The sequence below is a fragment of the Parageobacillus sp. KH3-4 genome (assembly GCF_022846435.1).
Taxonomy (GTDB): Bacteria; Bacillota; Bacilli; order Bacillales; family Anoxybacillaceae; genus Parageobacillus; species Parageobacillus thermoglucosidasius_A.
The window spans coordinates 3,734,156-3,758,567 of sequence record NZ_AP025627.1; the positions used below are offsets into that span (position 1 = coordinate 3,734,156).

Annotated in this window: 23 protein-coding genes; 5 read left to right on the top strand and 18 right to left on the bottom strand. The window is 45.8% G+C overall.

Features of this window, described 5'->3' with window-relative positions:
- Nucleotides 1-428: 428 nt before the first annotated feature.
- The 12 genes from MWM02_RS18920 to MWM02_RS18975 form a co-directional block, all read right to left on the bottom strand.
- Nucleotides 429-692 (bottom strand): YwdI family protein, encoded by a 264-nt coding sequence (locus MWM02_RS18920; protein WP_244403652.1) that lies wholly within the window; start codon nucleotides 690-692, stop codon nucleotides 429-431.
- A gap of 155 nt (nucleotides 693-847) precedes the next feature.
- A complete protein-coding gene (locus tag MWM02_RS18925) occupies nucleotides 848-1,522 on the bottom strand; it encodes a uracil-DNA glycosylase (protein ID WP_064552842.1) in 675 nt (224 codons plus the stop codon).
- Nucleotides 1,523-1,571: 49 nt separating this feature from the next.
- Nucleotides 1,572-1,955, bottom strand: a complete 384-nt coding sequence (locus tag MWM02_RS18930; protein ID WP_064552843.1) for a YkvA family protein — start codon at nucleotides 1,953-1,955, stop codon at nucleotides 1,572-1,574.
- 492 nt (nucleotides 1,956-2,447) lie between these two features.
- On the bottom strand, nucleotides 2,448-3,830 hold the full coding sequence (locus tag MWM02_RS18935) for a glycine--tRNA ligase (RefSeq protein WP_244402683.1): 1,383 nt from the start codon (nucleotides 3,828-3,830) through the stop codon (nucleotides 2,448-2,450).
- Between the two features lie 305 nt (nucleotides 3,831-4,135).
- Nucleotides 4,136-4,972, bottom strand: coding sequence for a glycosyltransferase family 2 protein (locus tag MWM02_RS18940; RefSeq protein WP_064552845.1), 837 nt, complete (start codon nucleotides 4,970-4,972; stop codon nucleotides 4,136-4,138).
- Nucleotides 4,973-5,051: 79 nt separating this feature from the next.
- Nucleotides 5,052-6,248, bottom strand: a complete 1,197-nt coding sequence (locus tag MWM02_RS18945; protein WP_244402684.1) for an MFS transporter — start codon at nucleotides 6,246-6,248, stop codon at nucleotides 5,052-5,054.
- A gap of 107 nt (nucleotides 6,249-6,355) precedes the next feature.
- The gene (locus MWM02_RS18950) at nucleotides 6,356-6,691 is read right to left on the bottom strand and encodes a DUF3147 family protein (RefSeq protein WP_064552847.1); all 336 of its coding nucleotides are present in this window, start codon (nucleotides 6,689-6,691) and stop codon (nucleotides 6,356-6,358) included.
- On the bottom strand, nucleotides 6,679-7,104 hold the full coding sequence (locus MWM02_RS18955) for a MarR family winged helix-turn-helix transcriptional regulator (RefSeq protein WP_064552848.1): 426 nt from the start codon (nucleotides 7,102-7,104) through the stop codon (nucleotides 6,679-6,681). Before MWM02_RS18955 ends, MWM02_RS18950 begins: the two co-directional genes overlap by 13 nt.
- Nucleotides 7,105-7,281: 177 nt before the next feature.
- The gene (locus MWM02_RS18960) at nucleotides 7,282-8,901 is read right to left on the bottom strand and encodes a M20/M25/M40 family metallo-hydrolase (protein WP_244402685.1); all 1,620 of its coding nucleotides are present in this window, start codon (nucleotides 8,899-8,901) and stop codon (nucleotides 7,282-7,284) included.
- A 33-nt stretch (nucleotides 8,902-8,934) separates the two neighbouring features.
- Nucleotides 8,935-9,183 carry a hypothetical protein gene (locus MWM02_RS18965; protein ID WP_244402686.1) on the bottom strand — a complete coding sequence of 83 codons (249 nt, stop codon included), beginning with the start codon at nucleotides 9,181-9,183 and terminating at the stop codon, nucleotides 8,935-8,937.
- Nucleotides 9,184-9,256: 73 nt separating this feature from the next.
- Nucleotides 9,257-9,760: a PTS sugar transporter subunit IIA gene (locus tag MWM02_RS18970; protein ID WP_244402687.1), complete on the bottom strand. Its 504-nt coding sequence runs from the start codon at nucleotides 9,758-9,760 to the stop codon at nucleotides 9,257-9,259.
- Nucleotides 9,761-9,958: 198 nt separating this feature from the next.
- Complete coding sequence (locus MWM02_RS18975) at nucleotides 9,959-11,026, bottom strand: tartrate dehydrogenase (protein WP_244403653.1); 1,068 nt, start codon at nucleotides 11,024-11,026, stop codon at nucleotides 9,959-9,961.
- Between the two features lie 241 nt (nucleotides 11,027-11,267).
- On the opposite strand from MWM02_RS18975, the gene MWM02_RS18980 reads away from it, so the two are divergent.
- From MWM02_RS18980 to MWM02_RS18995, 4 genes are all read left to right on the top strand, one after another.
- The gene (locus MWM02_RS18980) at nucleotides 11,268-12,506 is read left to right on the top strand and encodes a PucR family transcriptional regulator (protein WP_244402688.1); all 1,239 of its coding nucleotides are present in this window, start codon (nucleotides 11,268-11,270) and stop codon (nucleotides 12,504-12,506) included.
- 112 nt (nucleotides 12,507-12,618) lie between these two features.
- Nucleotides 12,619-13,752 (top strand): alanine dehydrogenase, encoded by a 1,134-nt coding sequence (gene ald, locus MWM02_RS18985; protein ID WP_064552856.1) that lies wholly within the window; start codon nucleotides 12,619-12,621, stop codon nucleotides 13,750-13,752.
- Between the two features lie 163 nt (nucleotides 13,753-13,915).
- Nucleotides 13,916-14,731 (top strand): pyridoxine/pyridoxal/pyridoxamine kinase, encoded by an 816-nt coding sequence (gene pdxK / locus MWM02_RS18990; RefSeq protein ID WP_064552857.1) that lies wholly within the window; start codon nucleotides 13,916-13,918, stop codon nucleotides 14,729-14,731.
- 466 nt (nucleotides 14,732-15,197) lie between these two features.
- On the top strand, nucleotides 15,198-16,073 hold the full coding sequence (locus tag MWM02_RS18995; protein WP_244402689.1) for a carbon-nitrogen hydrolase family protein: 876 nt from the start codon (nucleotides 15,198-15,200) through the stop codon (nucleotides 16,071-16,073).
- A 57-nt stretch (nucleotides 16,074-16,130) separates the two neighbouring features.
- Here MWM02_RS18995 and putP read toward each other — a convergent pair whose 3' ends face one another.
- The 6 genes from putP to MWM02_RS19025 all read right to left on the bottom strand — a co-directional run bounded on the left by putP (nucleotide 16,131) and on the right by MWM02_RS19025 (nucleotide 22,738).
- Nucleotides 16,131-17,585, bottom strand: coding sequence for a sodium/proline symporter PutP (putP, locus tag MWM02_RS19000; RefSeq protein ID WP_244402690.1), 1,455 nt, complete (start codon nucleotides 17,583-17,585; stop codon nucleotides 16,131-16,133).
- A gap of 415 nt (nucleotides 17,586-18,000) precedes the next feature.
- The gene (gene qoxD / locus MWM02_RS19005; RefSeq protein ID WP_244402691.1) at nucleotides 18,001-18,300 is read right to left on the bottom strand and encodes a cytochrome aa3 quinol oxidase subunit IV; all 300 of its coding nucleotides are present in this window, start codon (nucleotides 18,298-18,300) and stop codon (nucleotides 18,001-18,003) included.
- 1 nt (nucleotide 18,301) lies between these two features.
- Nucleotides 18,302-18,916: a cytochrome aa3 quinol oxidase subunit III gene (gene qoxC, locus MWM02_RS19010; RefSeq protein ID WP_244402692.1), complete on the bottom strand. Its 615-nt coding sequence runs from the start codon at nucleotides 18,914-18,916 to the stop codon at nucleotides 18,302-18,304.
- Nucleotides 18,917-18,919: 3 nt separating this feature from the next.
- Nucleotides 18,920-20,866, bottom strand: a complete 1,947-nt coding sequence (qoxB, locus tag MWM02_RS19015) for a cytochrome aa3 quinol oxidase subunit I (protein ID WP_064552863.1) — start codon at nucleotides 20,864-20,866, stop codon at nucleotides 18,920-18,922.
- 23 nt (nucleotides 20,867-20,889) lie between these two features.
- Nucleotides 20,890-21,798, bottom strand: coding sequence for a cytochrome aa3 quinol oxidase subunit II (gene qoxA, locus MWM02_RS19020; RefSeq protein ID WP_244402693.1), 909 nt, complete (start codon nucleotides 21,796-21,798; stop codon nucleotides 20,890-20,892).
- Between the two features lie 226 nt (nucleotides 21,799-22,024).
- Nucleotides 22,025-22,738, bottom strand: coding sequence for a TrmH family RNA methyltransferase (locus MWM02_RS19025; protein ID WP_064552865.1), 714 nt, complete (start codon nucleotides 22,736-22,738; stop codon nucleotides 22,025-22,027).
- Between the two features lie 197 nt (nucleotides 22,739-22,935).
- On the opposite strand from MWM02_RS19025, the gene MWM02_RS19030 reads away from it, so the two are divergent.
- On the top strand, nucleotides 22,936-24,327 hold the full coding sequence (locus MWM02_RS19030) for an amino acid permease (protein ID WP_064552866.1): 1,392 nt from the start codon (nucleotides 22,936-22,938) through the stop codon (nucleotides 24,325-24,327).
- The last annotated feature ends 85 nt before the right edge of the window (nucleotides 24,328-24,412 follow it).

Genomic DNA, 24,412 nt, shown 5'->3' on the forward strand with positions numbered 1-24,412 from the left:
AACGTATTTCCGAATAAATGAAAAACCCCTCTGCTTCAAAAGGGGGGAGACTATCAGTCCAGTGAATTTATAACCGCTTTGTGCCGTGTCTTTTTACACAATTCTTTGGCTTCATCAAGAAAGGGAACAGCATCGTCGTTGCAAATCATCTTTAACACTAGTTTTACTTTTCTCGCCGCGTCGCGATCGGTCATAGCATTCGCTATCCGCTTTTGCCGCCACATTCTTGATTATGAAAAAACTTTCCATATCCACCATTTCTTTTTTTGGGCAAAACAATGCCTTATCCCCGGCAAAATCGCTGTTTACCTACACTTTGTAACGATGATGAGCAAATTTCACTTCATCTGCATCGGTTATTGACAAAGGGAAAAACAAAACGATCTACGGTCACCTTTGTGTATTGACCATTTATGAAAAAATCGCACTTAAAAATCGAACAATGATGGTCCGTTCGCATCATCTCCAATGTCGATTCGCTCGCTTTTCCCTTGTGGGATGGAAAGCGGCGCCACAACAACGGAAGAAGCGACCGTCGTTTCCTTTTCTTCCTCTTTTTCCAGCACTAAATCACACAAAGCCCGGACGGCAGCGACGTGCTCGCGCAAACGTTGCTGGCTGGCAGCGGTTTTTGCTTGCCGCAGCTGTTCTTCCATTTTCGTTAAAATGGCAACAATCGGTATATTCAACACCTTCACTCCTATCTGCATAAAAATTTCCCTGAACTTTTGGCGCCATCATTTTTCCCGCTCGCTTCCCTCATTTCATAGCTTTAAAAAAGAGGGCGGAAAACAAAATGGGGCTACCTCGCGCAGCGTTTTCTGGCTCTGACAAAGAAGCCTCCTCATTAAATATTTTCAATCTGCCAATCGATCGGCTCGCGCCCCACTTTTTGCAAAAAGGCATTTGTTCGCGAAAAAGGGCGATGGCCAAAAAAGCCGCGCGCAGCGGAAAACGGGCTTGGATGCGGCGCTTCGATAATGTAATGATGCGGATTGGTAATTAACTCTTTTTTTGCTTGCGCGTGCCGCCCCCATAACAGAAAAACAACAGGATCTTGTTTTTCATTCACAAGCTCAATCACGCGGTTAGTGAAAAATTCCCATCCTTTTCCTTTATGTGAATTCGCTTGCCCGCGCCGTACGGTTAATACCGTGTTTAACAATAACACTCCTTGCTTTGCCCACTTTACTAAATAGCCGTTGTTCGGAATGTAGCAGCCTAGATCGTCATGAAGCTCTTTAAAAATATTGACTAGTGACGGCGGCAACGGAACACCCGGTTTGACGGAAAAGCTCAATCCGTGGGCCTGTCCCGGCCCGTGATACGGATCTTGCCCTAAAATAACGACTTTCACTTGCGCATACGGCGTATAATGAAGCGCATTAAAAATATCATACATATCCGGGTAAATCGTTCTCGTGCGATATTCTTCTTTCAAAAATTCACGCAGTTTTATGTAATACGGCTTGCGAAACTCTTCTTCGAGCAGTGGAGCCCAGTCGTTTTTTAAAATCGCCATAGCCAAAACTCCCTTTCGTTTATTCACCATTAATGTATCACAACCAATTTCAATATATAAACCGTTCAACGAAAAATTGAAGCAGCCAAACGAACAGCGCTAGATACAAAAAAATGATCAACCCGCCCACAAGCCAATTTTTTGGCTTTTCTTTCTTCGCCAAGTCCGCCGCTTGGGCGCGATACTCATCGATGACCTCATTCGGCATCCATCTCAAAGCGAGATAAATGCCGAGAGGAACAAGAACCAAATCATCGAGATACCCTAAAACCGGGATAAAGTCGGGAATAAGATCAATCGGACTGAAGGCATAAGCGACAACACATAGCGTAAACAACCGCAACAACCGAGAAACCCGAGGGTCTTTATACGCCAAATACAAAACAAATAATTCTCGTTTTAGCTCCTTCGCTCGCCGTTTCCATGTCCGCATCTCGCTTCTCCTTTTTCGTTTCAATATTGTAAGACACAGGTATGTCATTTGTAAATTTTGCTTTAAAGTACTTTTCCCGATGGAAACGATAAACTTCACAACCTATTTCTATTATTACGGAAAATCGCAAAAAAGCACAACATATCGGGAACAAAGAGAAAACGGTGAAGTCCGGGAATTTTGTGTAAAAAGAAACAGCAAAATTAGTTTAATTTTTCTAAAATCTCAATTCGCCGGACCGGGAGCGAAATTTTACACAATAATCAAGACTTGATCGCGAAAACAACCATCGGCAATCGAAAAAATTTTTACGTACGTCAGCAACAAGGGAATCAGTCTTTTCCTTGCATTGTTAAAACGAGAGAAGATCCGCATGTGCCCTTTCTTATCAAGATATGTTGCTCCATTGACATTATCGGCGTTTTCCGGTTTTTCATACCACAAAATTTAAAGAGCGCCTTATCTAATGAAAGGCGCTCTTCTTTCCACCGGCTAAAATTGAACTTTTTCCTCTAAAAAGCTTTTTAACTGAGAAATCGGAATTCGTACTTGTTCCATTGTGTCGCGGTCGCGCACCGTCACCATGCCGTCTTGTTCAGAATCAAAATCGTACGTAATACAGAACGGCGTGCCGATTTCATCTTGGCGGCGATAACGTTTGCCGATCGAACCGGACTCATCGTAATCGACCATAAAATGTTTCGACAAATCCTCAAAAATGCTGCGCGCTTTTTCCGCCAATTTTTTCGATAACGGAAATACGGCGGCTTTATAAGGAGCAAGCGCCGGATGCAGGCGCATCACCGTCCGCGTCGTGCCATCTTCCAGCTCTTCTTCGTCGTAGGCGTCAATCATGAACGCAAGCGTCACGCGGTCTGCGCCAAGGGATGGCTCAATGCAATAAGGGATGTAACGTTCGTTTGTTTCTTGATCGATATATCGGAAATCTTCGCCAGAATATTCCATATGTTGTTTTAAATCGTAATCTGTACGTGAGGCAATGCCCCATAGCTCGCCCCAGCCGAACGGGAATTTGTATTCGATATCGGTTGTGGCGTTGCTGTAGTGCGACAATTCTTCTTTCGTATGGTCGCGGAGGCGGATGTTTTCCTCCTTCATGCCCAATGACAACAGCCACTGCTTGCAAAACTGCTTCCAGTAATCAAACCATTTCAATTCCTCGCCGGGCTTGCAGAAAAACTCCAGCTCCATTTGTTCGAATTCGCGGGTGCGGAACGTAAAGTTTCCCGGCGTAATTTCGTTGCGGAAGCTTTTTCCGATCTGCGCGATGCCAAACGGCAGCTTTTTCCGCATCGTACGCTGAACGTTTTTAAAATTCACGAAAATGCCTTGCGCCGTTTCCGGACGGAGATAAATTTCGTTCGCGCTTGATTCCGTTACCCCTTGATACGTTTTAAACATTAAGTTAAATTGCCGAACATTCGTAAAATCATGGCTTCCGCATTCCGGGCAAGCGATGTTATGCTCTTTAATAAGTTCTTCCATTTTTTCAAACGGAAGACCATCGACGACCATTTCGATTCCCTTTTCTTCTAGCGCGCTTTCGATCAGCTTGTCCGCGCGATGGCGTGCTTTACATTGCTTACAGTCAATCATTGGATCATTGAAATTGCCTAAATGGCCAGACGCTTCCCACGTTTTTGGATTCATTAAAATCGCCGCGTCCAAGCCGACGTTATAAGGCGATTCTTGAACGAACTTTTTCCACCATGCCCGCTTAATGTTGTTTTTTAATTCCGTTCCCAGCGGGCCGTAATCCCATGTGTTTGCCAAGCCGCCGTAAATTTCTGAGCCTGGAAACACAAAGCCGCGATGTTTGGCGTGGGCAACGATTTGCTCCATTGTCACTGACATGACTGCTTCCTCCTTTACCGTTTTCATGACAGATAAAAACGCTCTCGCCACTAGGCCTTACGCCTAGGGACGAGAGCGTGGCTCCCGCGGTTCCACCCTAGTTGATGCGACTAGCACATCCTCTTTTTGGAAAAGCAACTCCGGACTGCCGTTTCATTAACCATCTTCACCGGGCTTCCACCGTCCCCGGCTCGCTACGGAAGAGAGGGTTAACTACTATCGATCCATCATCGTTACGCCATATTCTATTTTGCTAACTATAATAGCAAAATTGAAAAACGCTCGTCAATGCTTGAAAACATTTTTTACAGATGGTGCTTCAAACGCCACAGTCTCGATATCATCGGCGCCCCATCCCAAACAATCTTGCTTTTTGCTCTTCGCTTTTTCACTTCCGGTTCATCAAGCAATAGCCAGAAGTTTTTCATCGGCAAATCTCCAAGCCCGTGCTTTTCACTTAACCTGTTTAAATACATTCGCCGCTTGCCGTCCATCTGCCGCGACAAGTTGTCCCCGTCGTCGGAAAAAGCGTATAACACGCTCGCTGTCGCGACGCGCTTGACGCGAAACGACCCGGACACGCGCAAAAAAAAGTCCCAATCCCAATAATGGTGAACATCTGGATCAAAATAGCCGAGATGATCGTGAATCGATTTGCGATATAAACTTCCAGACGGAACATATGTAGAAAATTTCCGCATCGCTTCCCGGTCATATTCATAAGCGAATAAAAAGCGGGCTGTCGGGATACGCTGCCCGTTTTCAGTCCGATAATGAAAAATTTCTACGTCCGAATAAACGAAATCGGCATCGCTAATTTCCGCAACCATTTGCTCCATATGGCAAGGAAGCAACAAATCGTCATCGTCGCAAAGCATAATAAGTTCCCCTTTTGCCGCTTTGACGCCGATATTTCTCGCCTCGACATGTCCGACATTGTCGCGGCAGTGAATAAGATGAACATCGAGCTCCGGATATAACGCGACAACGTCGTCAACGCGCTCGCCTCCATCATTGACAACGACCACTTCAAAATGGCGGTATGTCTGCCTGTTCAGCGATTCCAATAATTCCGCGAGCGGGTACGGGCGATTGTATGTCGGAATGACAACAGATACAAAAGAATTATTCAAGTGATTCACTCACCGCCTCTCTTGCATACATAAAAAAGAAGGAGCAATTATCCTAAAGGTATAGCTCCTTCTCGTTTTTGTCAAATATTTATGCCAATTCCCGCCGTTTCGTCTCTTTTCCTAGTGTCCATACCGCGAGAACACCGACGAAAATAGAAACGCAAAAAATGGCAAAAATTGTTGTAACGGTGAGGCCATTGCCGACAGAATAGCCGACGAAAAGCGGGCCCAAAACGCCGCCGATGCGCCCAAACGCCGCCGCCATCCCGGCCCCCGTGCCGCGAATCGAAGTTGGGTAAAGCTCCGGCGTATAGGCATATAACGCTCCCCATGCGCCAAGGTTAAAAAACGACAGCAAAATTCCAGAAGCCATCAACAGCGCAAGCGAATCGGCATTGCCAAAGAAATAAGCGCTCGCAGCCGTACCGATTAGATAGGTGATGAGCACAAATTTTCGCCCCACCCGTTCAATGAGCCACGCAGCGCTAAAATAGCCGGGCAGCTGCGCCAGCGTCATCATAAGGACATATTCAAAACTTTTAATCAAGCTAAATCCTTTCATGACCATCACGCTTGGCAGCCACAAAAACATGCCGTAGTAGGAAAATACGACGCAAAACCAAAGCACCCAAAGCATGAACGTTTCTTTCCGGTAAGAAGATGACCAAACTTTGACGATGTTGTCCCACACCGTTTTTTCTTTATGCGCGCTTGTAAACCTTGGCGAATCAGGCAGCCCCCATCGCAAATACAGGGCGTATAACGCCGGAATCGTCGCGAGCCATAGCGCTGTTTGCCAGCCATATGTCGGAATAATGAAATACGAGATGAAGGCGGATAACAACCATCCGAAAGCCCAAAAACTTTCGAGCAGCACCACGATTTTCCCGCGTTCTTGCGCCGGCACGCTTTCTGACACAAGCGTCGAAGCGACCGGCAGTTCGCCGCCTAAACCCATTCCTATGAGAAAGCGCAAAACCAAAAACGCCGCCAATGTCGTTGTTAAGGCAGACAGGCCGCTTCCCACCGAGAATAATAATAGTGTGATAATAAACACGTTTTTTCTGCCGATGCGGTCAGCTAACAACCCGAATAACAGCGTGCCTGCTGCCATGCCGATCGAATTGACGCTGCCGATCCATCCCATCTGCTCGGTGCTTAAACCCCAATCTTTTTGCAATGCCGCGATAATAAACGACAGCATGCCAACATCCATCGCGTCAAACATCCAGCCAAGCCCGGCGACCCCCAACAGCTTCCGTTGCGAAACCATTTGTTGACTCATGTCAATCCTCCTATTTTACAAGTGTAAAGACACCTTCTTCCATCATTATAGGAGGTTTGGCTCAATGATTCAATAGAAGATGGTGTATTGCCACATGAATTTTACATTTACATATTTTTGAATAGAATGTTTTGCATCATAATAAATATTCCCCAACCGCCTATCCCTAGCGCGATGGATAAAATGAATGGAAAAGAAGCTTTTAAACATAAGCCGATAACCAGCAATAAAAAGGCGGTCGCCGGGAATCCCCATAACACTCCGTCAATAAATTTACTCAACATTTGCATCTCTTCTCCCTGAAAATATAACCAGAATAAACTCAACAAACTGACTAACGGCAATGCCGCGATGATGCCTCCAAAGGCCGGGTATCTCCGAGCCACTTCTGTTACGCCACCAATCACAATAGCGGAAACAACGACTTTAACTAGCGCAAACATTTTCTCGCTCCTTCACTAAGAATGGTAAATGCCTTTTGTATAAGTTCTATATCAGATTGATCCATTTGTTTAAAAATTTCTTTTAGTTTGTCTTTGTCTAATCGGGTATGCCGATATAATACTCGTCTCCCTTCCTCGGTTAATACAACTAACACTCTTCTCTCATCTACACTGCTTCTTCTTTTCGTAACCAACCCTTTTTTCATTAGTCTTTTTATATGTTCTGAAGCAGTATTATGAGAGACAGCCAAATGTTTTGCTAAATCTCCAATCGTTGCTTCCTTGTTTTTTTCAATGTACTGTAACAAACGGATCGCCTGGTGTGTAATATTATCTTCATGAACATAATGTAATAAGTAATAAATATCAGTCCATTGCTCATTAATCATTTCGATAATGTCATCGATCTGCATCCGTTCCCCTCCTATCTAATAATATATCTTAATATAAGATATAATCTTATGTAAAGATATAAAAACCTCTCCGTTATTGATGATAAATGAACTATTTCTTTTTCATTTATCTATCTTTATCCGTAAAAAAAGATAGGCATATTTACCTGCCTATCCTCTCGCCACTATGCTCTTTCCTTACTCTGTAAATACTTCGTTGATTGTATATTCCAGCCACTCTTTTAGCTCCTTAAACGCAAATCGAACGTTAAGGCGTTCCGTCCATTGGTGGGCGTCGCGTCCGATCGGACCGACATTGAGCATCGGCACATTCAATTTTGTCAGCGCATCAAGCGGCAACCGATAGCCGCAATCCCATATCGGCATATTTTCGGTAAACGTTTGTAGAGAAGCGGAAGATTGCTGCAAGCCGACGTAGCTTAAATCAGAAATTCCAGGGAAATAATGTTGCCGCACAAGAGAAATGCCATGTTTTTCTTGCGCGTATTTTTGCAGCTTCGCAACAAGTCGCTGAACAAGCGGATCGCTGTCGGCGCTGACAGCCGGGTAATACGGAGGCGCATAAAACAGAACAATCATCGGTGCGAAATCTTTACAAAGCATAGCAAGCCGGTCGACTAGCGCGATCGTTTTCTCCCGGTCGTCCTTCGCCGCTTCCATCGATAAAACGCTTGCTTCAATTTGTTCGACTTTTTTGGATCCAAACATGTCCACCGCTTTCTTTCTTAATTCCGCAAAAGTAAATACGTTTATCGACAGCGGTTTCGGCACCGATTTTTCGAGTTTCGCAAAACGGGACGCCTCACTGTCATAATGCTCCTCAATGCGCTTCGCCACCCGTTTTGCAACCGCGATTAACGAGTTTGTCACGTCATCGAGCGGTTTTTGTTGTAAAAATAAATTAAATAGCGCCACAGCGCGATGCGGTATTTGCACAGAATATTCTTCTTTTAAATCCGTCTGCAATAAATTTGTCGGCGGTGGGCTGACTTCCCCGGCAAACTCTTCGCAAAAATCGGTGTTTAGCTCTAGTTCCCTTGCAATTTGCGCCACCATAAAATTAGCATTTAACCCCGCGAACGGCTCGCCGACGTGCGTTTCTTTTCCGTAACAATAAAAGCCCGGCAGCGCTTTCCCGATCGAGCCGGTGTAAATGTAATTCGTTTTATCCCCTGGGTAGCGCGCAAACATCGGTTCAGAATTGATGACAAGCCGATAGGTTAACTTATATTTCTCTGCCATTTCTGCGAGCGCTGGCGCAGCAGCGCGCATCCCGACTGAATTTGCTTCCTCATCCGGAACGGTAAGAAGCAGTAAATTCCCGGCAAACGTTCCGTGGCACGCTTGCTCAATTAGCGACATATGGAGAGCAAGCCCGCATTTCATATCCATCACGCCGCGGCCAAACAGCCATTCTCCACTTTCGAGATCGGCTCGCACGTCAGAGGGCAGCTGCTGTTTTTGCTCGTAAAACCGTCTCGTCAGCTCCTCTGGCGAAAATGCAATGTCCTTCCACACTCCGTAATCTTGCACATCGACCACATCAAAATGGCTGATGAGAATGACCGTATCGCGCACTTGTTCCGCTTTTTTCACAAGCGCGGTAACAAAATAACGCCCGTCTCCTGTCGGATGCAATTGCACAAACTCGTTATTTTCCCGGAAATAATCAATGGCGCGCAGCTGTTCTGCGATAAATTTCGCAAGCGATATTTCCGCTTCCGTCCCGCTGATGCTTGGATATTCAACTAAACGACAAAGCAATTGTTTCAATTGTTGCGGCGTCTGCCATTTCATTTCGATCCCCCATTTTTTTAATTTCATTTTCCCTTATTTTAGCAAAAAAAATAACGCCGCAACCGATGGCGTGCGCGGCGTTACAAACTCCATGTTCCAATGTCCAATTTCATCAAGTGATATGAAGACGATAATAGTTGTTTCTGCCGTGTCTCGATATTTTTCTATCTCGGCATATGCTTTTGTTCTTTTTCCGGTTTCATTTTTACTCACCTCTATCGCGGCAAACCAGGCAAGCGCCACTCCATCACCAAAAATTTCGATGCCGAGCCGCTCTTTCATCCATTGTTTCGCCCATCATCCAATTTGATAAAACACTTTCATTCATTAGGCAATTTTTGTGACTTCATCACCATTACGCGTTGATGTCAATGCGGAAAATGGCCGTTTCTCCTTTTGTCGCTTTCGTTTCTGACGTTTTTTGCAAGCTTGCCACAACATCTCCGTTTGTCACGATAATCGGCGTGATCGTGCTTTTTGCTTTTTGCTTGACAAGATCCAAATCAACCGTTAATAAACGCTGGCCGACTTTGACGCGGTCTCCGGCCGCTACATGCGCCGTAAATCCTTCGCCATTCATCGAAACCGTTTCTAAGCCAACGTGAATGAGCAGTTCCACCCCTGCTTCCGAACGCAATCCGACCGCGTGTTTTGTCGGGAATACTTGCACGACTTCTCCGTTGACAGGCGAGACGACTTCCCCGTCTGCCGGTTCAATCGCGATGCCGTCTCCCATCATTTTTTCGGAAAAAACAGGATCCGGAACTTCCTCGAGCGGCTTCACAATCCCCGTTAACGGCGCGACGACATCTTCATGAGTCGTTTTTTCTTTTTTGCCAAACCATTTTTTAAAAAACATGTTGCTCATCCTTTCTTCTTTGTTTCAACTTAATCTACCGAAAAAAAAGACCTAAAACGCCACGATCGACTCGTCTTAGGCCTTGCCTGCATCCGCAGTCACAATCCCGCATTATCGCTTTTTCATATTTAGGGTAAATGGAATTGAGGGATTTGTCAAAGAATAACGATAATCAAGTCCATGATCTCACATGTTCGTCTATGCCAATTGTCTTAAGCGGCGGCAAATCTCGTCCGTCACTTCACGAGTAGTCGCTTTTCCACCGATGTCAGGAGTTTTTATGCCGTCTGCCGTCACATCTTCGATCGTTTTTAATAACACGCTGCCTAATTCGTCTTCGCCAAAATGATCAAGCATCAGTTTCGCCGTCCAAATTTGACCGATCGGGTTGGCGATTCCTTTCCCGTAAATATCCGGAGCGGAACCATGGACAGGCTCAAACATCGACGGATACTTTCCGTTCAAATTGATGTTCGCCGCCGGGGCAATACCGATGCTACCCATGATGGCTCCGCCCAAGTCGGTAAGAATGTCGCCGAATAAATTGCTAGCGACGACAACATCAAATAAATGCGGTTTCGTTACAAAAAACGCAGCGAGCGCATCGATGTGGTACGAGTCGGTTTGAACTTCTGGATAATCTTGCTTTACTTGCGCGAACACCTCATCCCAAAACGGCATCGTATGGAAAATGCCGTTTGATTTCGTAGCACTCGTCACATGCCCTTTCCGTTTTTTCGCCAATTCGAACGCATAGCGCATCGCCCGCTCCATTCCTTTGCGGGTAAACACCGCGTTTTGGATGGCAATTTCGTCGTCGCCCCGATGAATCCGCCCGCCGATTTCGCTATATTCCCCTTCGCTGTTTTCGCGGACGACAATGAAGTCAAAATCGTTCGGATTCGCCAATGGCGATTGCAGCCCGCGGAAAAATTTCGCTGGGCGGATGTTAATCACCTGCTCAAACTCGCGGCGAATTTTTAATAGCAATCCCCAAAGCGAAATATGGTCCGGCACTAATTTCGGGTTCCCGACAGCCCCTAAAAAAATCGCAGCAAATCCTTGCAAAATTTGCAAACCGTCATCTGGCATCATTTTTCCATGTTCAATATAGTAATCGCAGCTCCAAGGAAATTCGACGAACGTAAATTGCAGACCGCCGTGCACCTCGGCGATTGTGCGCAGCACGTCTAAAGCGGCCGGCACGACTTCTTTGCCGATTCCATCCCCGGGAATAACAGCTATTTCCAATTGTTTCATATCGATTTCTCCCCCTATTTCCGGATCTCCCAAAAAAGCTTTAGAGCAATTGGAACCGAACGTTCGCGCCGCCTTGGCGACTAGTCCGCACATGTAATTCGATAAATTTTGCTAAAATTCCTGCCCTGTGCCGGCCACCTCCACCAAAAACCGTTTCATTCACAAATTTTTCGTTAACCGCTACAATAAAAACAAACGACTGCTTACGCTTTCCCATCCATTTCATGTGACGAAACGAGGGACAAACATGACACATTACGATGACCCTTTCCGTGGCAATTTCGACAGCCTTGAAGAATTCGCCGACCGCATCAGTGACCTTTTGCAATGCCCGATTACGATTGAAGACGCTAATCATCGTCTCATCGCCTATAGCGCCCACGACGACTATACCGACCCGGCGCGGACCGCGACGATTATCAGCCGTCGCGTACCGGAAAAAGTGATTAACAGCTTATGGAAACAGGGGGCGATCCCCGCTCTATTAAGCAGCCGCGACCCTGTCCGCGTCGCGTCCATTTCCGAAGTCGGCCTCGGCAGCCGCGTCGCGGTCTCGATTTGGAAAAACGACGAAGTGATCGGATTCATTTGGGCGCTAGAAACGGGCCGAGCGCTATCGAAAGAGGATATGGAGTTGCTGAAAAAAGCGGCGAAAGCGGCGAAAAATAAAGTATTACAGCTGCATATGCGAAAAAATAAAAAAGAAGAACGAGTACAAGAATTTTTTTGGAAGCTGCTGACAGGGCACATGACGACGGAGGAAGAAATTAAAGAAAGCTTCAAAGTGATGCAAATTCCATCCTCTCCGTTATTTTCCGTCATCGTTTTTCGTTTCGCCACCAAAATTACAAGAGAAATTGAAAAACAAATTTCTTATTTGCTGCAAACAACTCAGCAAATTCAACTGCTTCTGTATACGACAGACCAGAGCGACGTCATTTTATTGGCGGCGCCGAAAACGACGAATCAGCCGTTGCAAGAGTTTAACTCCTTCATCGAATCATTCGCGACGAAAATGAAAGAGCGATTCCACATTAACAGCATTCAAAGCGGCTTCGGCGGCATATACGAAACGTATACATGCATCGAAAAAAGCTACAAACAAGCTTTAACGGTGCTGAAAATGAAAGAAAAATTTCCAGCGCAACTCAACCGTGTTCATGGATATGAACAATTAGGCATTTACCAATTTTTTGACCTATTGTTGCAGAAAAAACAACAAGGGGAGTTTGTTAACTCGGCTTTGCGTAAACTGCAATCATATGACGAAAAACACCATACCGATTTAGTCGAAACGTTTGAAATTTTTTTCGACTGCGACTGCAATGTCAATGAAACGGCGAAAGCGTTAAACATTCATCCAAACACGCTCGCTTATCGGCTGAAACGCATTGCCGAAATTGGCGAAATTGACTTGCATGATATCAATCAAAAGGTAAAACTATATATCGATATTAAACTTGCCAAATACGAAGCACTACATTAATTTGTGGAAATCCACAAAATGATAGCGTTTATTTTTTTTTTCTTAACAAAGAAAAAAACATTGCAACTGTTTATACTATAATTAAGGCTACAATTAAGGGAGGATTTCATTGATGATTATTGGTATACCAAAAGAAACAAAAAATAACGAAAACCGCGTCGCCATCACTCCGGCGGGCGTGATGTCGTTCGTTCAATCAGGGCATACGGTATTAGTGGAAAAGGATGCAGGCATTGGAAGCGGTTTCACAAACGAAGATTACGCAAGCGCTGGCGCGCAAATCATTGAGCAAGCACAAGACATATGGGAAAAAGCAGATATGATCATGAAAGTAAAAGAGCCGTTGCCAAGCGAATACGGCTATTTCCGGCCCGGGCTCATTTTATTCACCTACTTGCACCTTGCCGCGGAACCGGAATTGACGCGCGCGCTTAAAGAAAAAGGCGTGACCGCGATCGCATATGAAACCGTGCAAGTCGGCCGCACGCTTCCGCTTCTTACACCGATGAGCGAAGTAGCAGGACGCATGGCAGCGCAAATCGGCGCGCAATTTTTAGAAAAGCCGAAAGGCGGAAAAGGAATTCTTCTCGGCGGCGTTCCAGGAGTGAGCCGCGGCAAAGTGACGATCATCGGCGGCGGCACCGTCGGAACGAACGCGGCAAAAGTCGCAGTCGGATTAGGTGCAGATGTAACGATCATCGATTTAAACGCAGACCGTCTGCGCGAGCTAGACGACATTTTCGGCCATCAAATTACGACATTAATGTCAAATCCAATGAACATCGCTCAAGCGGTCGCAGAGTCGGATCTTGTGATCGGTGCCGTTTTAATTCCTGGCGCTAAAGCGCCTAAACTCGTGACAGAAGAAATGGTCAAAGCGATGAAACCAGGTTCTGTCATTGTCGATGTCGCGATTGACCAAGGCGGCATCGTCGAGACAAGCGACCACGTCACGACACACGATAACCCGACATATGTCAAACACGGTGTCGTTCACTACGCAGTCGCCAACATGCCTGGGGCGGTGCCAAGAACGTCGACGCTCGCGTTAACGAACGTAACGATTCCATACGCCTTGCAAATCGCCAACAAAGGCGTTCAGCAAGCAATTTTGGACAACCCAGCGCTAAAGCTCGGCGTCAATGTCGCAAACGGCGAAATCACTTATGAAGCAGTCGCGCGCGACCTTGGATACAACTATGTCCCGGTTGAAGAAGCGTTAGGAAAACAATTGACATCGAACTGAGCAAATACCGGTGCTGCGCATCATACGCAGTACCGGTATTTGCGTTTTTGCGTATCACATCCATGATCAACATTAGCAAAATTTATTGCTACCTTATCCAATTTATTTGTGCTATGATGAAATAATACATACATATTTTAGTTATTTTAAGGGGGAATTGTTTATGACGATTTATAAAGCATTAACGATCGCCGGTTCCGACAGCAGCGGCGGCGCCGGCCTCCAAGCAGACTTAAAAACGTTCCAAGAACTTGGCGTATATGGAATGACAGCCATTACCACCATCGTGGCGATGGATCCGCATAACAACTGGTTCCATCAAGTATTTCCGGTCGATCTCTCCACAATCGAAGCGCAGCTCGAAACGATTATCGTCGGCGTCGGGGTGCATGCCATGAAAACAGGCATGCTTCCGACGACAGATATCATCGAACTTGCCGCAAAAACGATTGAAAAACATCAATTAACCAACGTCGTCATCGACCCAGTGATGGTATGCAAAGGGGCCGACGAACCGCTTCATCCAGAAAATACCGTATGCTATCGCGAAGTGCTCGTGCCGAAAGCGACAGTGGTGACACCAAACTTATTCGAAGCGGCGCAATTAAGCGGACTGAACCGGATCCAAACGGTAGAAGACATGAAGGAAGCGGCGGGAAGAATCCATGAGCTTGGCGCAAAATATGTGATTGTAAAAGGCGGACGCAAAATTCCGCATGAAAAAGCGGTTGACGTCCTATACGACGGAAAAACGTTCGAACTGTTGGAATCCGACCGCATTGAGACAACATATACACATGGCGCAGGCTGCACGTTCTCGGCTGCGATCACCGCGGAACTTGCAAAAGGAAAACCGGTAAAAGAAGCGATCGCAACGGCGAAAGCGTTCATTACAGAAGCCATCCGCCATTCCTTCCCGCTTAACGAATACGTCGGACCGACAAACCATGCCGCGTACCGCCTGGCCAAACAACAATAAGGCAGGAGGCACCTCCTGCCTATTTTTTTGCATCGCATCATTAACATGATAATATGGATGGCAATGATGACCTTATCCGTTCGCTTCAATAAGCGCTGATGCGGCATTTCAACAGTATTTCGATATAGGGTTACAATGGATGAAATGACGGCGTATTGTCTTTGAATTTTGGCTTTATCTGTTGTAAAATGAAAAATGCTCTTGCAAGGAACTTCTCCTTTCCATGTTAAGTGGCACTTTCATTTTATAGGGAATTTTCCATGCAAGGGCTTATTTTTATATCCATTGATCTTTATCTAGCACCACAAGTTAAGAAAGTATCTCCAAAACGCCTTTGCGAATGGAATCAAGGGAGTGGGGTTACACCCTGTTAAACGGAATATCGCTTAACGAAGAATCATATTTAATAAAAGATGGATATTTTTTGACTTTAAGCATTATTCATAACCTAAAAGGCAAAACGACTATGAAAGAAGGATGTGTGAAGCGATTGAGAGTATCTGCCGTTCAATATCATCTTCATACCATTGATTCGTTCCAGCAGTTTGCCGACCAAGTAACCCATTACGTCAAAACCGCGCAAGAGTTTGAAGCAGAATTCGTCCTATTTCCCGAATTTATGACAACCCAGCTGTTATCGATTCCAACCGATTCGGGGAAAGCCGCAACCATCAATGACTTGCCAAATTATACAGAACCGTATTGCGAGCTATTCACTTCATTAGCGAAGCAAACGGGCATGTACTTAATCGGCGGCACCCATGTCATTCGCAAAAACGGAAAATTATATAATGCCGCTCATTTATTTACACCAGACGGACAAATCCACCAACAAGCAAAGCTGCATATCACCCCGACGGAAGTAAAAGAATGGGGCATTGCTCCAGGGGAAAGCGTCGATGTGTTCGAAACGGAAAAAGGAACGGTCGCGCTGTTGACGTGCTATGACATTGAGTTTCCGGAAATCGTCCGCATCGTGCGCGCCAAAGGGGCAGACGTCATCTTTTGCCCGTCATGCACCGATGACCGCCACGGATTCCACCGCGTTCGTTATTGCTGCCACGCGCGCGCCGTCGAAAACCAAGTGTATGTCGTCACGACAGGCACAGTCGGTTCGCTGCCGACCGTCGACTTCATGCGCGCTAACTTCGGCCAAGCAGCGGTCATTACACCAAACGACATTCCGTTCCCGCCGCGCGGCATTTTAGTCGAAGGGGAAATCAACGACGACATGGTTGTCACCGCTGACCTTGACTTGTCGCTGTTGTATAAAGTGCGCGAAAAAGGTGCTGTGACAACATGGCGCGACCGCCGCACCGACTTGTATCCGGACTGGAAATAAGCAAATCCAAAATCAATATAAAACTCGAGCATCATTTTGCTTGCTCGGGTTTTTTCTTCATAGCGATGCTTTAAATTGATCAAACTGTCTAACGGTTTTTTCTTCCGGCGCTTTTGTCAACAAGCTAACAACAACAATTGCGAGCAAGCTTGCGGCAAAGCCCGGAATCATCTCATACAGCAAGTTTTTCAAATATTCCGATTGCGTCCAAAGAATCACGGTCGTCGCTCCCGCAACCATGCCGGCAAACGCTCCCCACTTCGTCATGCGCCGCCAGAACAAACTTAACAAAATGACTGGACCGAACGAGGCACCGAATCCCGCCCATGCATAACCGACTAAATTTAAAATCGTATCATTTTTCGTATATGCCAGTGCAGACGCCACTAACGCCACGATGAACACGGCAAGGCGGCCGACAAAAACCAGCTCTTTATCGGAAGCTGAACGTCGAAATAATACTTTATATAAATCTTCCGTCAAGGAACTGGACGTCACAAGAAGCTGTGAAGAAATCGTGCTCATAATCGCTGCTAAAATCGCCGAAAGCAAAAAGCCGGTAATGAGCGGATGAAATAAAATTTCCCCAAGTTGAATAAATACCGTTTCCGGGTCATCCAGCTTAGCGCCGCGCTGTGAAAAGTAAGCGATCCCAAACAGTCCTGTTAACATGGCGCCAACCACCGAAAAAACCATCCAACCCATTCCAATGCGGCGGGCGCTTTTCATCTCCTTGACAGAAGAAATCGCCATAAAGCGGACGATAATATGCGGCTGCCCGAAATAACCGAGTCCCCACGCGAATAAAGAAATAATGCCAAGAAAACTCGTTCCTTTCCATAAATCCAATAAATTCGGATCAATGCTCCGAATTGTTGCCACCGTGTCTCCTACCCCGCCCGTATGGAAAAGCGTTACGGCCGGAACAAGAAGCAAAGCGAGAAACATGATCGTTCCTTGCACAAAATCGGTCCAACTAACGGCCAAAAATCCCCCAAACAATGTATACGCAACAACAACACCGGCGACAATCCATAATCCGGTATGATAACTTGTGCCAAACGAGTTTTGAAACAGCACGGCTCCGGATACAAGACCGGAAGATACGTAAAATGTAAAGAAAATCATAATAACGAAACCAGAAATCAACCGAAGCAGCTTCGACGTATCGCCAAATCTATTTTCTAAAAATTCTGGAATCGTTATGGAATCGTTTGCCACTTCCGTATACACGCGCAAACGAGGCGCAACATATAGCCAGTTCGCATACGCTCCGAGCGTAAGCCCAATAACGATCCATGATGCGCTCAACCCTTGCGCATACATCGCTCCCGGAAGCCCCATCAACAGCCATCCGCTCATATCGGAAGCTCCCGCGCTGAGCGCCGTAACGGCAGGCCCCAGCGTCCTTCCCCCAAGCATATATTCGGAAAGGTTCGACGTCCGCTTATAAGCCCAATACCCTATTAAAAGCATGCCAATCATATACACCGCGACAGAAACAAATACCAAAACATTTTCTCTCCTTTCCTTGCTATCTTGCTTTCCATTCCATCATAACGAAAAATTATTATTATAACAATAACAATTTTTTCTTTTCTAATTATTCTAACAAAATATTTCATATATCGACATTTATTAATTAATTTCTCTCGTCCAATGGGCTTAGGTCACTAAACAAGCCTAAACAGGCTTTTTGCCATTTTCTTTACACAAATTCCGGGATTTCATCCGTTTTTACCACAAAACACAAATTCCGGGATTTCATCCGTTTTTACCACAAACGGGTTTTGTCAAATTATTTAAAAAAAACTTATGTAGCTTGGCGGCAAGTGGATAGACGAATACATCCCGTCATCGCATTATATTGCTGTTCATACAACAAAAGCTGGCTCCCCTGCGTAAGAAAGGAGCCAGCGATTCTGCATTACAACACGAATGACATCGTCCAAATCGAACCGGCAACAACAACGATAGCGATAAAAAAGCTATATGCCATATTGATCGTTTGAATTTTGCCGCTGTCGCTTTCCGTCATGTGCATAAACATAAATAGCTGCAAACTTGCTTGAATCACCGCCAAAATAACGATAATGCCGATGACCGCTGCTGTCGATAATCCGGAAGATAGCGCGACCCATAGCGCCGCGAACGTTAATAAAAGCGAAAGAATAAATCCGACGACATGTTTCCAAGGAAATGTTTCATGGTGATGGTTTGCACCCATCCTAGATCACCATCCCGGTCAAATAAACTAGTGTAAAGATAAAAATCCACACGACGTCAAGAAAATGCCAGTACAAACCGACAATAAACACTTTGCGGGCAGTTCTTGGCGTCAAGCCGCGCTGCAAAAGCTGAATGATAATTAAAATCATCCAGCCAATTCCAAGGCTGACGTGCGCTCCGTGCGTTCCGACAAGAACGAAAAAGCTGGATAGAAACGCGCTCGTTTGCATCGTCGCGCCTTCGTGCACGTAATGAATAAATTCACGAATTTCAAACGTAATAAATCCCGCGCCTAAAAGGAGCGTCACCAACAGCCATGTCAATAAACCGCTAAGGCGGTTGCGGCGCATTTCAAAAACGGCTAGCCCACATGTAAAGCTGCTTGTCAAAAGAAGCAACGTCTCGATCAGCACGTCTTTTACTTCAAATAGCTCTTTCGCCGTCGGGCCGCTTCCCGTACGTTGGAACAATACAAGATATGTGGCGAACAAGGTCGCAAACAACGCGACCTCGGCGCCAAGGAAAATCCAAAATCCTAAAATATTTAAACGGCTTTCTTGCGTCCGATACTCGAGCGGCATCGTTTCATCATAGCGGTGAGCTGCTTCTGCCATCCGTTACGCCCCCTTCCGTGCCAAACGTTCCGTGCGCTTGATTTCGTCGACGCTAATGTAATAGCCGTCATCATCATCAAACGAGCGGAGAATCAGCCCAAGAATAATGAAGATCGCAGCGATAATCGCCAGCGTAAACCATTTAAAGACAAGACCAAATCCCGCGAAGAAAAACGCGATGGAAATCAAGAACGGGCGGCCAGAGTTGCTTGGCATATGAATTGGTTCTAGCTGTTCTTCTTTTACCTCATACCCATTGCCGTTTTTCTTCATAGCCCAATAAGCGTCCAAATCCGTTACTTCCGGCACAACTGGGAAATTGTAATGCACCGGCGGCGAAGCTGTCGCCCACTCTAACGTGCGGCCGTCCCACGGGTCCCCGGTCATGTCGCGCTCTCCGTAACGCGCGCTGTAATAAATGTTATAGCAAAATACGATAAAGCCGATTCCCATTAATGCCGCACCAACCGTCGCGACAACATTGAGCGGCGTCCAGCCAAGCCCAGCAGCGTATGTGTACATGCGTCGCGTCATTCCCATTAACCCTAAGAAATACATCGGGAAGAAGCAAATGTTAAATCCGATCATAAAGAGCCAGAACGCCCATTTTCCTAAACGTTCGTTTAACAGATGGCCGAACATTTTCGGATACCAGTAATGAATCCCGGCAAAACAAGCAAACACCGTTCCGGCAATTAACACGTAATGGAAATGGGCAATTAAGAAATAACTGTTATGATATTGGTAATCTGCCGCTGCCATCGCGAGCATGACGCCAGTAACCCCGCCGATGACGAAGTTCGGAATAAACGCCAGCGACCAAAGCATCGCCGTTGTAAAACGAATTTTCCCTTTGCGAAGCGTAAATAGCCAGTTGAACACTTTAACTCCAGTCGGAATCGCAATCGCCATCGTTGTTATCGAGAAGAACGAGTTCACCGCCGGGCCAGCGCCCATCGTAAAGAAGTGGTGCACCCAGACGATAAAGCTTAAAAAGGCGATACCAACGATCGAACCGACCATCGCTTTATAACCAAATAGGCGTTTGCGGGCAAATGTACTGACAATTTCGGAGAAAATCCCGAAAGACGGCAAAATGACGATATACACTTCCGGATGTCCCCAAATCCAGAACAAGTTCGCCCAAAGCATGGACATGCCGCCGTTGGCCATCGAGAAAAATTGCGTGTCAAACAACCGGTCAAACGTCATTAACGCCAACGCGACCGTAAACACCGGAAATGCGAAAATAATCAGCACGCTTGTAATTAAAACCGTCCATGTAAACATCGGCATGCGCATCAGCGTCATGCCCGGCGCCCGCATTTTTAAAATCGTCACCAAAAAGTTTATTCCGGTCATCAGCGTTCCAATCCCGGAAATTTGCAAGGCGACCGCGTAATAGTTGTTTCCGACGCCCGGGCTAAATTCATTGCTGGCAAGCGGGAAATACGCCGTCCAGCCGGCATCCGGGGAACCGCCGATAACAAACGAAATATTAAACAGCAGTGCGCCGAAGAAAAAAAGCCAGAAGCTTAGCGCATTTAAATAAGGAAACGCGACATCGCGCGCCCCGATTTGCAGCGGTACGACAATGTTCATTAATCCGATCAGAAACGGCATCGCCATAAATAAAATCATAATCGTACCGTGCGTGGTAAAAATTTCGTTGTAATGCTGCGCGTCGAGAAATTTCATGTTCGGCACCGTTAGCTGCGCCCGCATCAACAGCGCGTCCACGCCGCCGCGGAACAACATGAGCACGGCGCAAATAATGTACATGATTCCAATTTTTTTATGGTCTACCGTCGTTAACCATTCGTCCCACAGCCATTTCCATTTTTTAAAATACGTCAACACAAAAACAATGCCAATAATGGTCAACACAATCGCGACATCCGCCGCGTAAATGAGCGGCTCGCCAGTAACGAAAAATTCGCTCCATTTCATATACGGTTCCTCCTTTCCCGCCATTAATGTTCGTGGTGATCGCTTTCCATGCCCTCATGGCGATTGTTATTTTTTTCATCATTTACATGGTGGCTGTTTTGTTTCGCATGATCTACCCATTCCAGATGCGTATTCGAAAACGTCATCCGTCCGACTAACCCAGGTTCTAAAATTTCTGCGTATTTTTCTTTATTTAGCTTTGGCGCCGTTTGTTGCACTTCTTTAACCCATTTATCGAACTCGTCTTGTTTTTGCGCGACGACTTCAAATTCCATATGGGCAAATTGTTTTCCAGAGAAATTCGCGCTTCGCCCCATGTAAGAACCCGGATGGTCGGCTTGCAAAATTAATTGCGTTTCCATACCGTCCATCGCATATTTTTGTCCGCCTAACTCCGGCACCCAAAACGAGTTCATCGGGCCAGCAGATGTCAGTTTAAACTTTACTGGAACATCTTCTGGAATATTGACATAATTCACCGTTTCAATATTTTGCTCTGGGTAGCTGAAAATCCATTTCCAGTTTGCCGCCGTCACATGAATCGTCAATGGCTTGACATCATGACGGGGCGGTTTTTCGAGCGCAAATGTCGACTTCACCGTTGGAATCGCCAATGCAGCGACAATGATAATCGGAATCGCCGTCCATACGATTTCCAACAGCGTATTCCCCTCTTCATCCGGTGGCACATAATCGGCATTTTCCGGTTTTTCGCGGTAGCGGATGAGCACAACCGCAAACAATGCAAACACGACAACAATAATGAATAACATGAAGCCAATCGACCACATAATTAAATCATACTGTTCTTTCGCAACAGGTCCTTTCGGATTCAAAACTACTATATTTTCGCTACAACCGCTTAAAAGAAGCAACAATGACAGGGGAAGCCACGAAAACCATTTCCGTCCCCGCTGCTTTCCATGCTTCATCAGCACGCTTCCTCCTTTTTGACAGCATTATAAGCATTTATTTCTACCATATCAAAAGTAAAAATAGTTGAAACTAATAAAAGCAAAAATTCATAAATTCGAAATAGATTTGTCACAAATAGTTCAATATTTTTTCAATAAATATTCATGATTATGACTAAAAAATGAAAATTAGCCAATAACAGCTCTTTCAAGAAAAATAAGCCTTCCCCATAACTAGGGAAGGCTAAAAAGAACGGCCGAGCCGCGCCTTCATCCGTTCGCGAGTGCGCGGATTCAACGTTTGCCACATCCATTTTTCGTATAGCTCCTTTTTCTCTTGAAATGATAAATAGTAGCGCTCGCCTGCCTGCCGGCGCGCCCGTTCGGTTACATCATACAGCGCCAGCGCCGCCGCTACCGATATATTAAAACTTTGGACAAACCCGTACATCGGAATCATAAACGTCGCATCGGCGACACGGATCGCCTCTTGCGACACGCCGCTATGCTCGTTGCCAAACAGAAGCGCCGTCGGTTGCGACACATCAATGTCGCAAAGGCGAATCGTTCCTTCGCCGAGATAGCTAGCGTAAACTCGATAGCCTTTTGCTTGTAAATCTTTAATCGCTGTTACAATATTCGATTGTTGCCGAAGCGTCAGCCATTTATCGGCATACCGCGTCACGAGCGGATTCGGCTGGAACGGTGCTCTCCCTGCCACTACATATACATCCTGTACGCCAAACGCTTCCGCTGTGCGCAATACGGCCGCTTGGTTATGCGGGTCATCGACCGCTTCCGTCAACACCGTAACATAGCGAGTCCGCTGTTGGAGTATGTCATACATTCGTTTTAACCGTTCCGGTAAAATCATTTCCCAAATAAGACGCATTTCTTCCGTTAACAATCCTTCTTTTTGCAGCTGTTCAATGAACGCTTTTGCTTCTCGCTCGTTCATTGCTATCACCTTCACTTTTCTATATTCCTGCTGTAGCCAGAACGAATCTCATTGTACAAAATTTCCGCCATGCAGGCAAAAGCAAATAATGTAAAAACATTAAATATTATTTCATTTCTGATATAGTATGTACTATTATAATTATGTAAACGCTTTTAATACATCATCCATTATTTTCATCAACAGGAGGAATGACGATGCAACCCCCCAAACATCAGCAACAACTACACCGCGGATTAGAGGAAAGACATATCTCTCTTATGTCTCTTGGCGCGGCGATTGGAGTCGGCTTATTTCTCGGCTCGGCCAATGCCATCAAACTAGCGGGACCAGCGATTTTGCTGGCATACGCGGTAAGCGGCGCGATTATGTTCTTTATTATGCGCGCGCTCGGGGAAATGGCCGTGGAAAACCCGGTGGCCGGTTCATTCAGCCGCTACGCACATGACTATTTAGGACCGCTTGCCGGTTATTTGACCGGTTGGAACTATTGGTTTTTATGGGTCGTTACTTGTATTGCGGAAATTACGGCCGTCGGCATTTATATGCAATTTTGGTTTCCGGATACGCCAAGATGGATGTGGGCGTTAGCTGCTTTAATCTTAATGACATTGATTAATTTCCTCGCCGTCAAAGCATACGGGGAATTAGAATTTTGGTTTGCCCTTATTAAAATTGTTACGATTGTATTTATGATTGTCGTCGGCTTTGGCATGATTTTGTTTGGAATCGGCAATGGCGGAATCCCCACCGGCATCAGCAACCTTTGGGAACATGGCGGCTTTTTCCCGAACGGCATTACCGGTGTATTAATGTCTTTGCAAATGGTGATGTTCGCCTACTTAGGAATTGAAATGCTTGGCGTTACGGCTGGAGAAGTGAAAAATCCGGAAAAATCGCTAACCAAGGCGGTCAATAGCGTATTTTGGCGCATTTTAATTTTCTATGTCGGCGCATTGTTTGTCATCATGTCCATTTACCCTTGGAACGAAATCGGTGAAAAAGGAAGCCCGTTTGTGTTGACGTTTGAAAAAATCGGCATTCACGCCGCGGCGGGAATCATCAACTTCGTTGTTTTAACGGCCGCTTTGTCTTCATGCAACAGCGGGATTTTCAGCACAAGCCGCATGCTCTTTAACTTGGCCGAACAAAAGGAAGCGCCGCCTTCCTTCGCTAAACTGACCAATCGCGGAATTCCAGGCGTCGCCCTTATCGTCACGGCGTTAGCAATGCTAGTCGGTGTGTATTTAAACTACGTTTCCGAAAAAGTTTTCCAATGGGTAACGAGCGTCGCCACATTTGGCGCAATTTGGACATGGGCGATTATTTTGCTTTCGCAATTGCGGTTCCGCAAACGCTTAAGCCCGGAAAAACGGCAACAATTAAAATATAAAATGCCGTTTTATCCTTACAGCTCATACATTGCTCTTGCCTTCCTTATCGGAGTGGCGGTTTTAATGGGCTACTTTAAAGATACACGAATCGCGCTTATCATCGGGCCAGCCTGGCTCATCTTGCTCGTTGCCGTCTATTATGTAAAAGGCATGCACAACCGTCATGCCCACGCTTCTGACAAAAAACAAGTTTAACGAAACAACCGCTCCATCCCTTTTATAGGGATGGAGATTTTTATTTTTTACATTCTTCTTCTCGATCTGTTACAGCTTTATTCAT

Bases quoted from the DNA above. Each gene is read 5' to 3' on its own strand.
- MWM02_RS18925 (WP_064552842.1), bottom strand. From the start codon at position 1,522: ATGGCGATTTTAAAAAACGACTGGGCTCCACTGCTCGAAGAAGAGTTT.
- MWM02_RS18930 (WP_064552843.1), bottom strand. From the start codon at position 1,955: ATGCGGACATGGAAACGGCGAGCGAAGGAGCTAAAACGAGAATTATTT.
- MWM02_RS18935 (WP_244402683.1), bottom strand. From the start codon at position 3,830: ATGTCAGTGACAATGGAGCAAATCGTTGCCCACGCCAAACATCGCGGC.
- MWM02_RS18945 (WP_244402684.1), bottom strand. From the start codon at position 6,248: ATGAGTCAACAAATGGTTTCGCAACGGAAGCTGTTGGGGGTCGCCGGG.
- MWM02_RS18950 (WP_064552847.1), bottom strand. From the start codon at position 6,691: ATGTTTGCGCTAGTTAAAGTCGTTGTTTCCGCTATTGTGATTGGTGGC.
- MWM02_RS18955 (WP_064552848.1), bottom strand. From the start codon at position 7,104: ATGCAGATCGATGACATTATCGAAATGATTAATGAGCAATGGACTGAT.
- MWM02_RS18960 (WP_244402685.1), bottom strand. From the start codon at position 8,901: ATGAAATGGCAGACGCCGCAACAATTGAAACAATTGCTTTGTCGTTTA.
- MWM02_RS18965 (WP_244402686.1), bottom strand. From the start codon at position 9,183: ATGAAAGAGCGGCTCGGCATCGAAATTTTTGGTGATGGAGTGGCGCTT.
- MWM02_RS18970 (WP_244402687.1), bottom strand. From the start codon at position 9,760: ATGTTTTTTAAAAAATGGTTTGGCAAAAAAGAAAAAACGACTCATGAA.
- MWM02_RS18980 (WP_244402688.1), top strand. From the start codon at position 11,268: ATGACACATTACGATGACCCTTTCCGTGGCAATTTCGACAGCCTTGAA.
- ald (WP_064552856.1), top strand. From the start codon at position 12,619: ATGATTATTGGTATACCAAAAGAAACAAAAAATAACGAAAACCGCGTC.
- pdxK (WP_064552857.1), top strand. From the start codon at position 13,916: ATGACGATTTATAAAGCATTAACGATCGCCGGTTCCGACAGCAGCGGC.
- MWM02_RS18995 (WP_244402689.1), top strand. From the start codon at position 15,198: ATGAAAGAAGGATGTGTGAAGCGATTGAGAGTATCTGCCGTTCAATAT.
- qoxD (WP_244402691.1), bottom strand. From the start codon at position 18,300: ATGGGTGCAAACCATCACCATGAAACATTTCCTTGGAAACATGTCGTC.
- qoxC (WP_244402692.1), bottom strand. From the start codon at position 18,916: ATGGCAGAAGCAGCTCACCGCTATGATGAAACGATGCCGCTCGAGTAT.
- qoxB (WP_064552863.1), bottom strand. From the start codon at position 20,866: ATGAAATGGAGCGAATTTTTCGTTACTGGCGAGCCGCTCATTTACGCG.
- qoxA (WP_244402693.1), bottom strand. From the start codon at position 21,798: ATGAAGCATGGAAAGCAGCGGGGACGGAAATGGTTTTCGTGGCTTCCC.
- MWM02_RS19025 (WP_064552865.1), bottom strand. From the start codon at position 22,738: ATGAACGAGCGAGAAGCAAAAGCGTTCATTGAACAGCTGCAAAAAGAA.
- MWM02_RS19030 (WP_064552866.1), top strand. From the start codon at position 22,936: ATGCAACCCCCCAAACATCAGCAACAACTACACCGCGGATTAGAGGAA.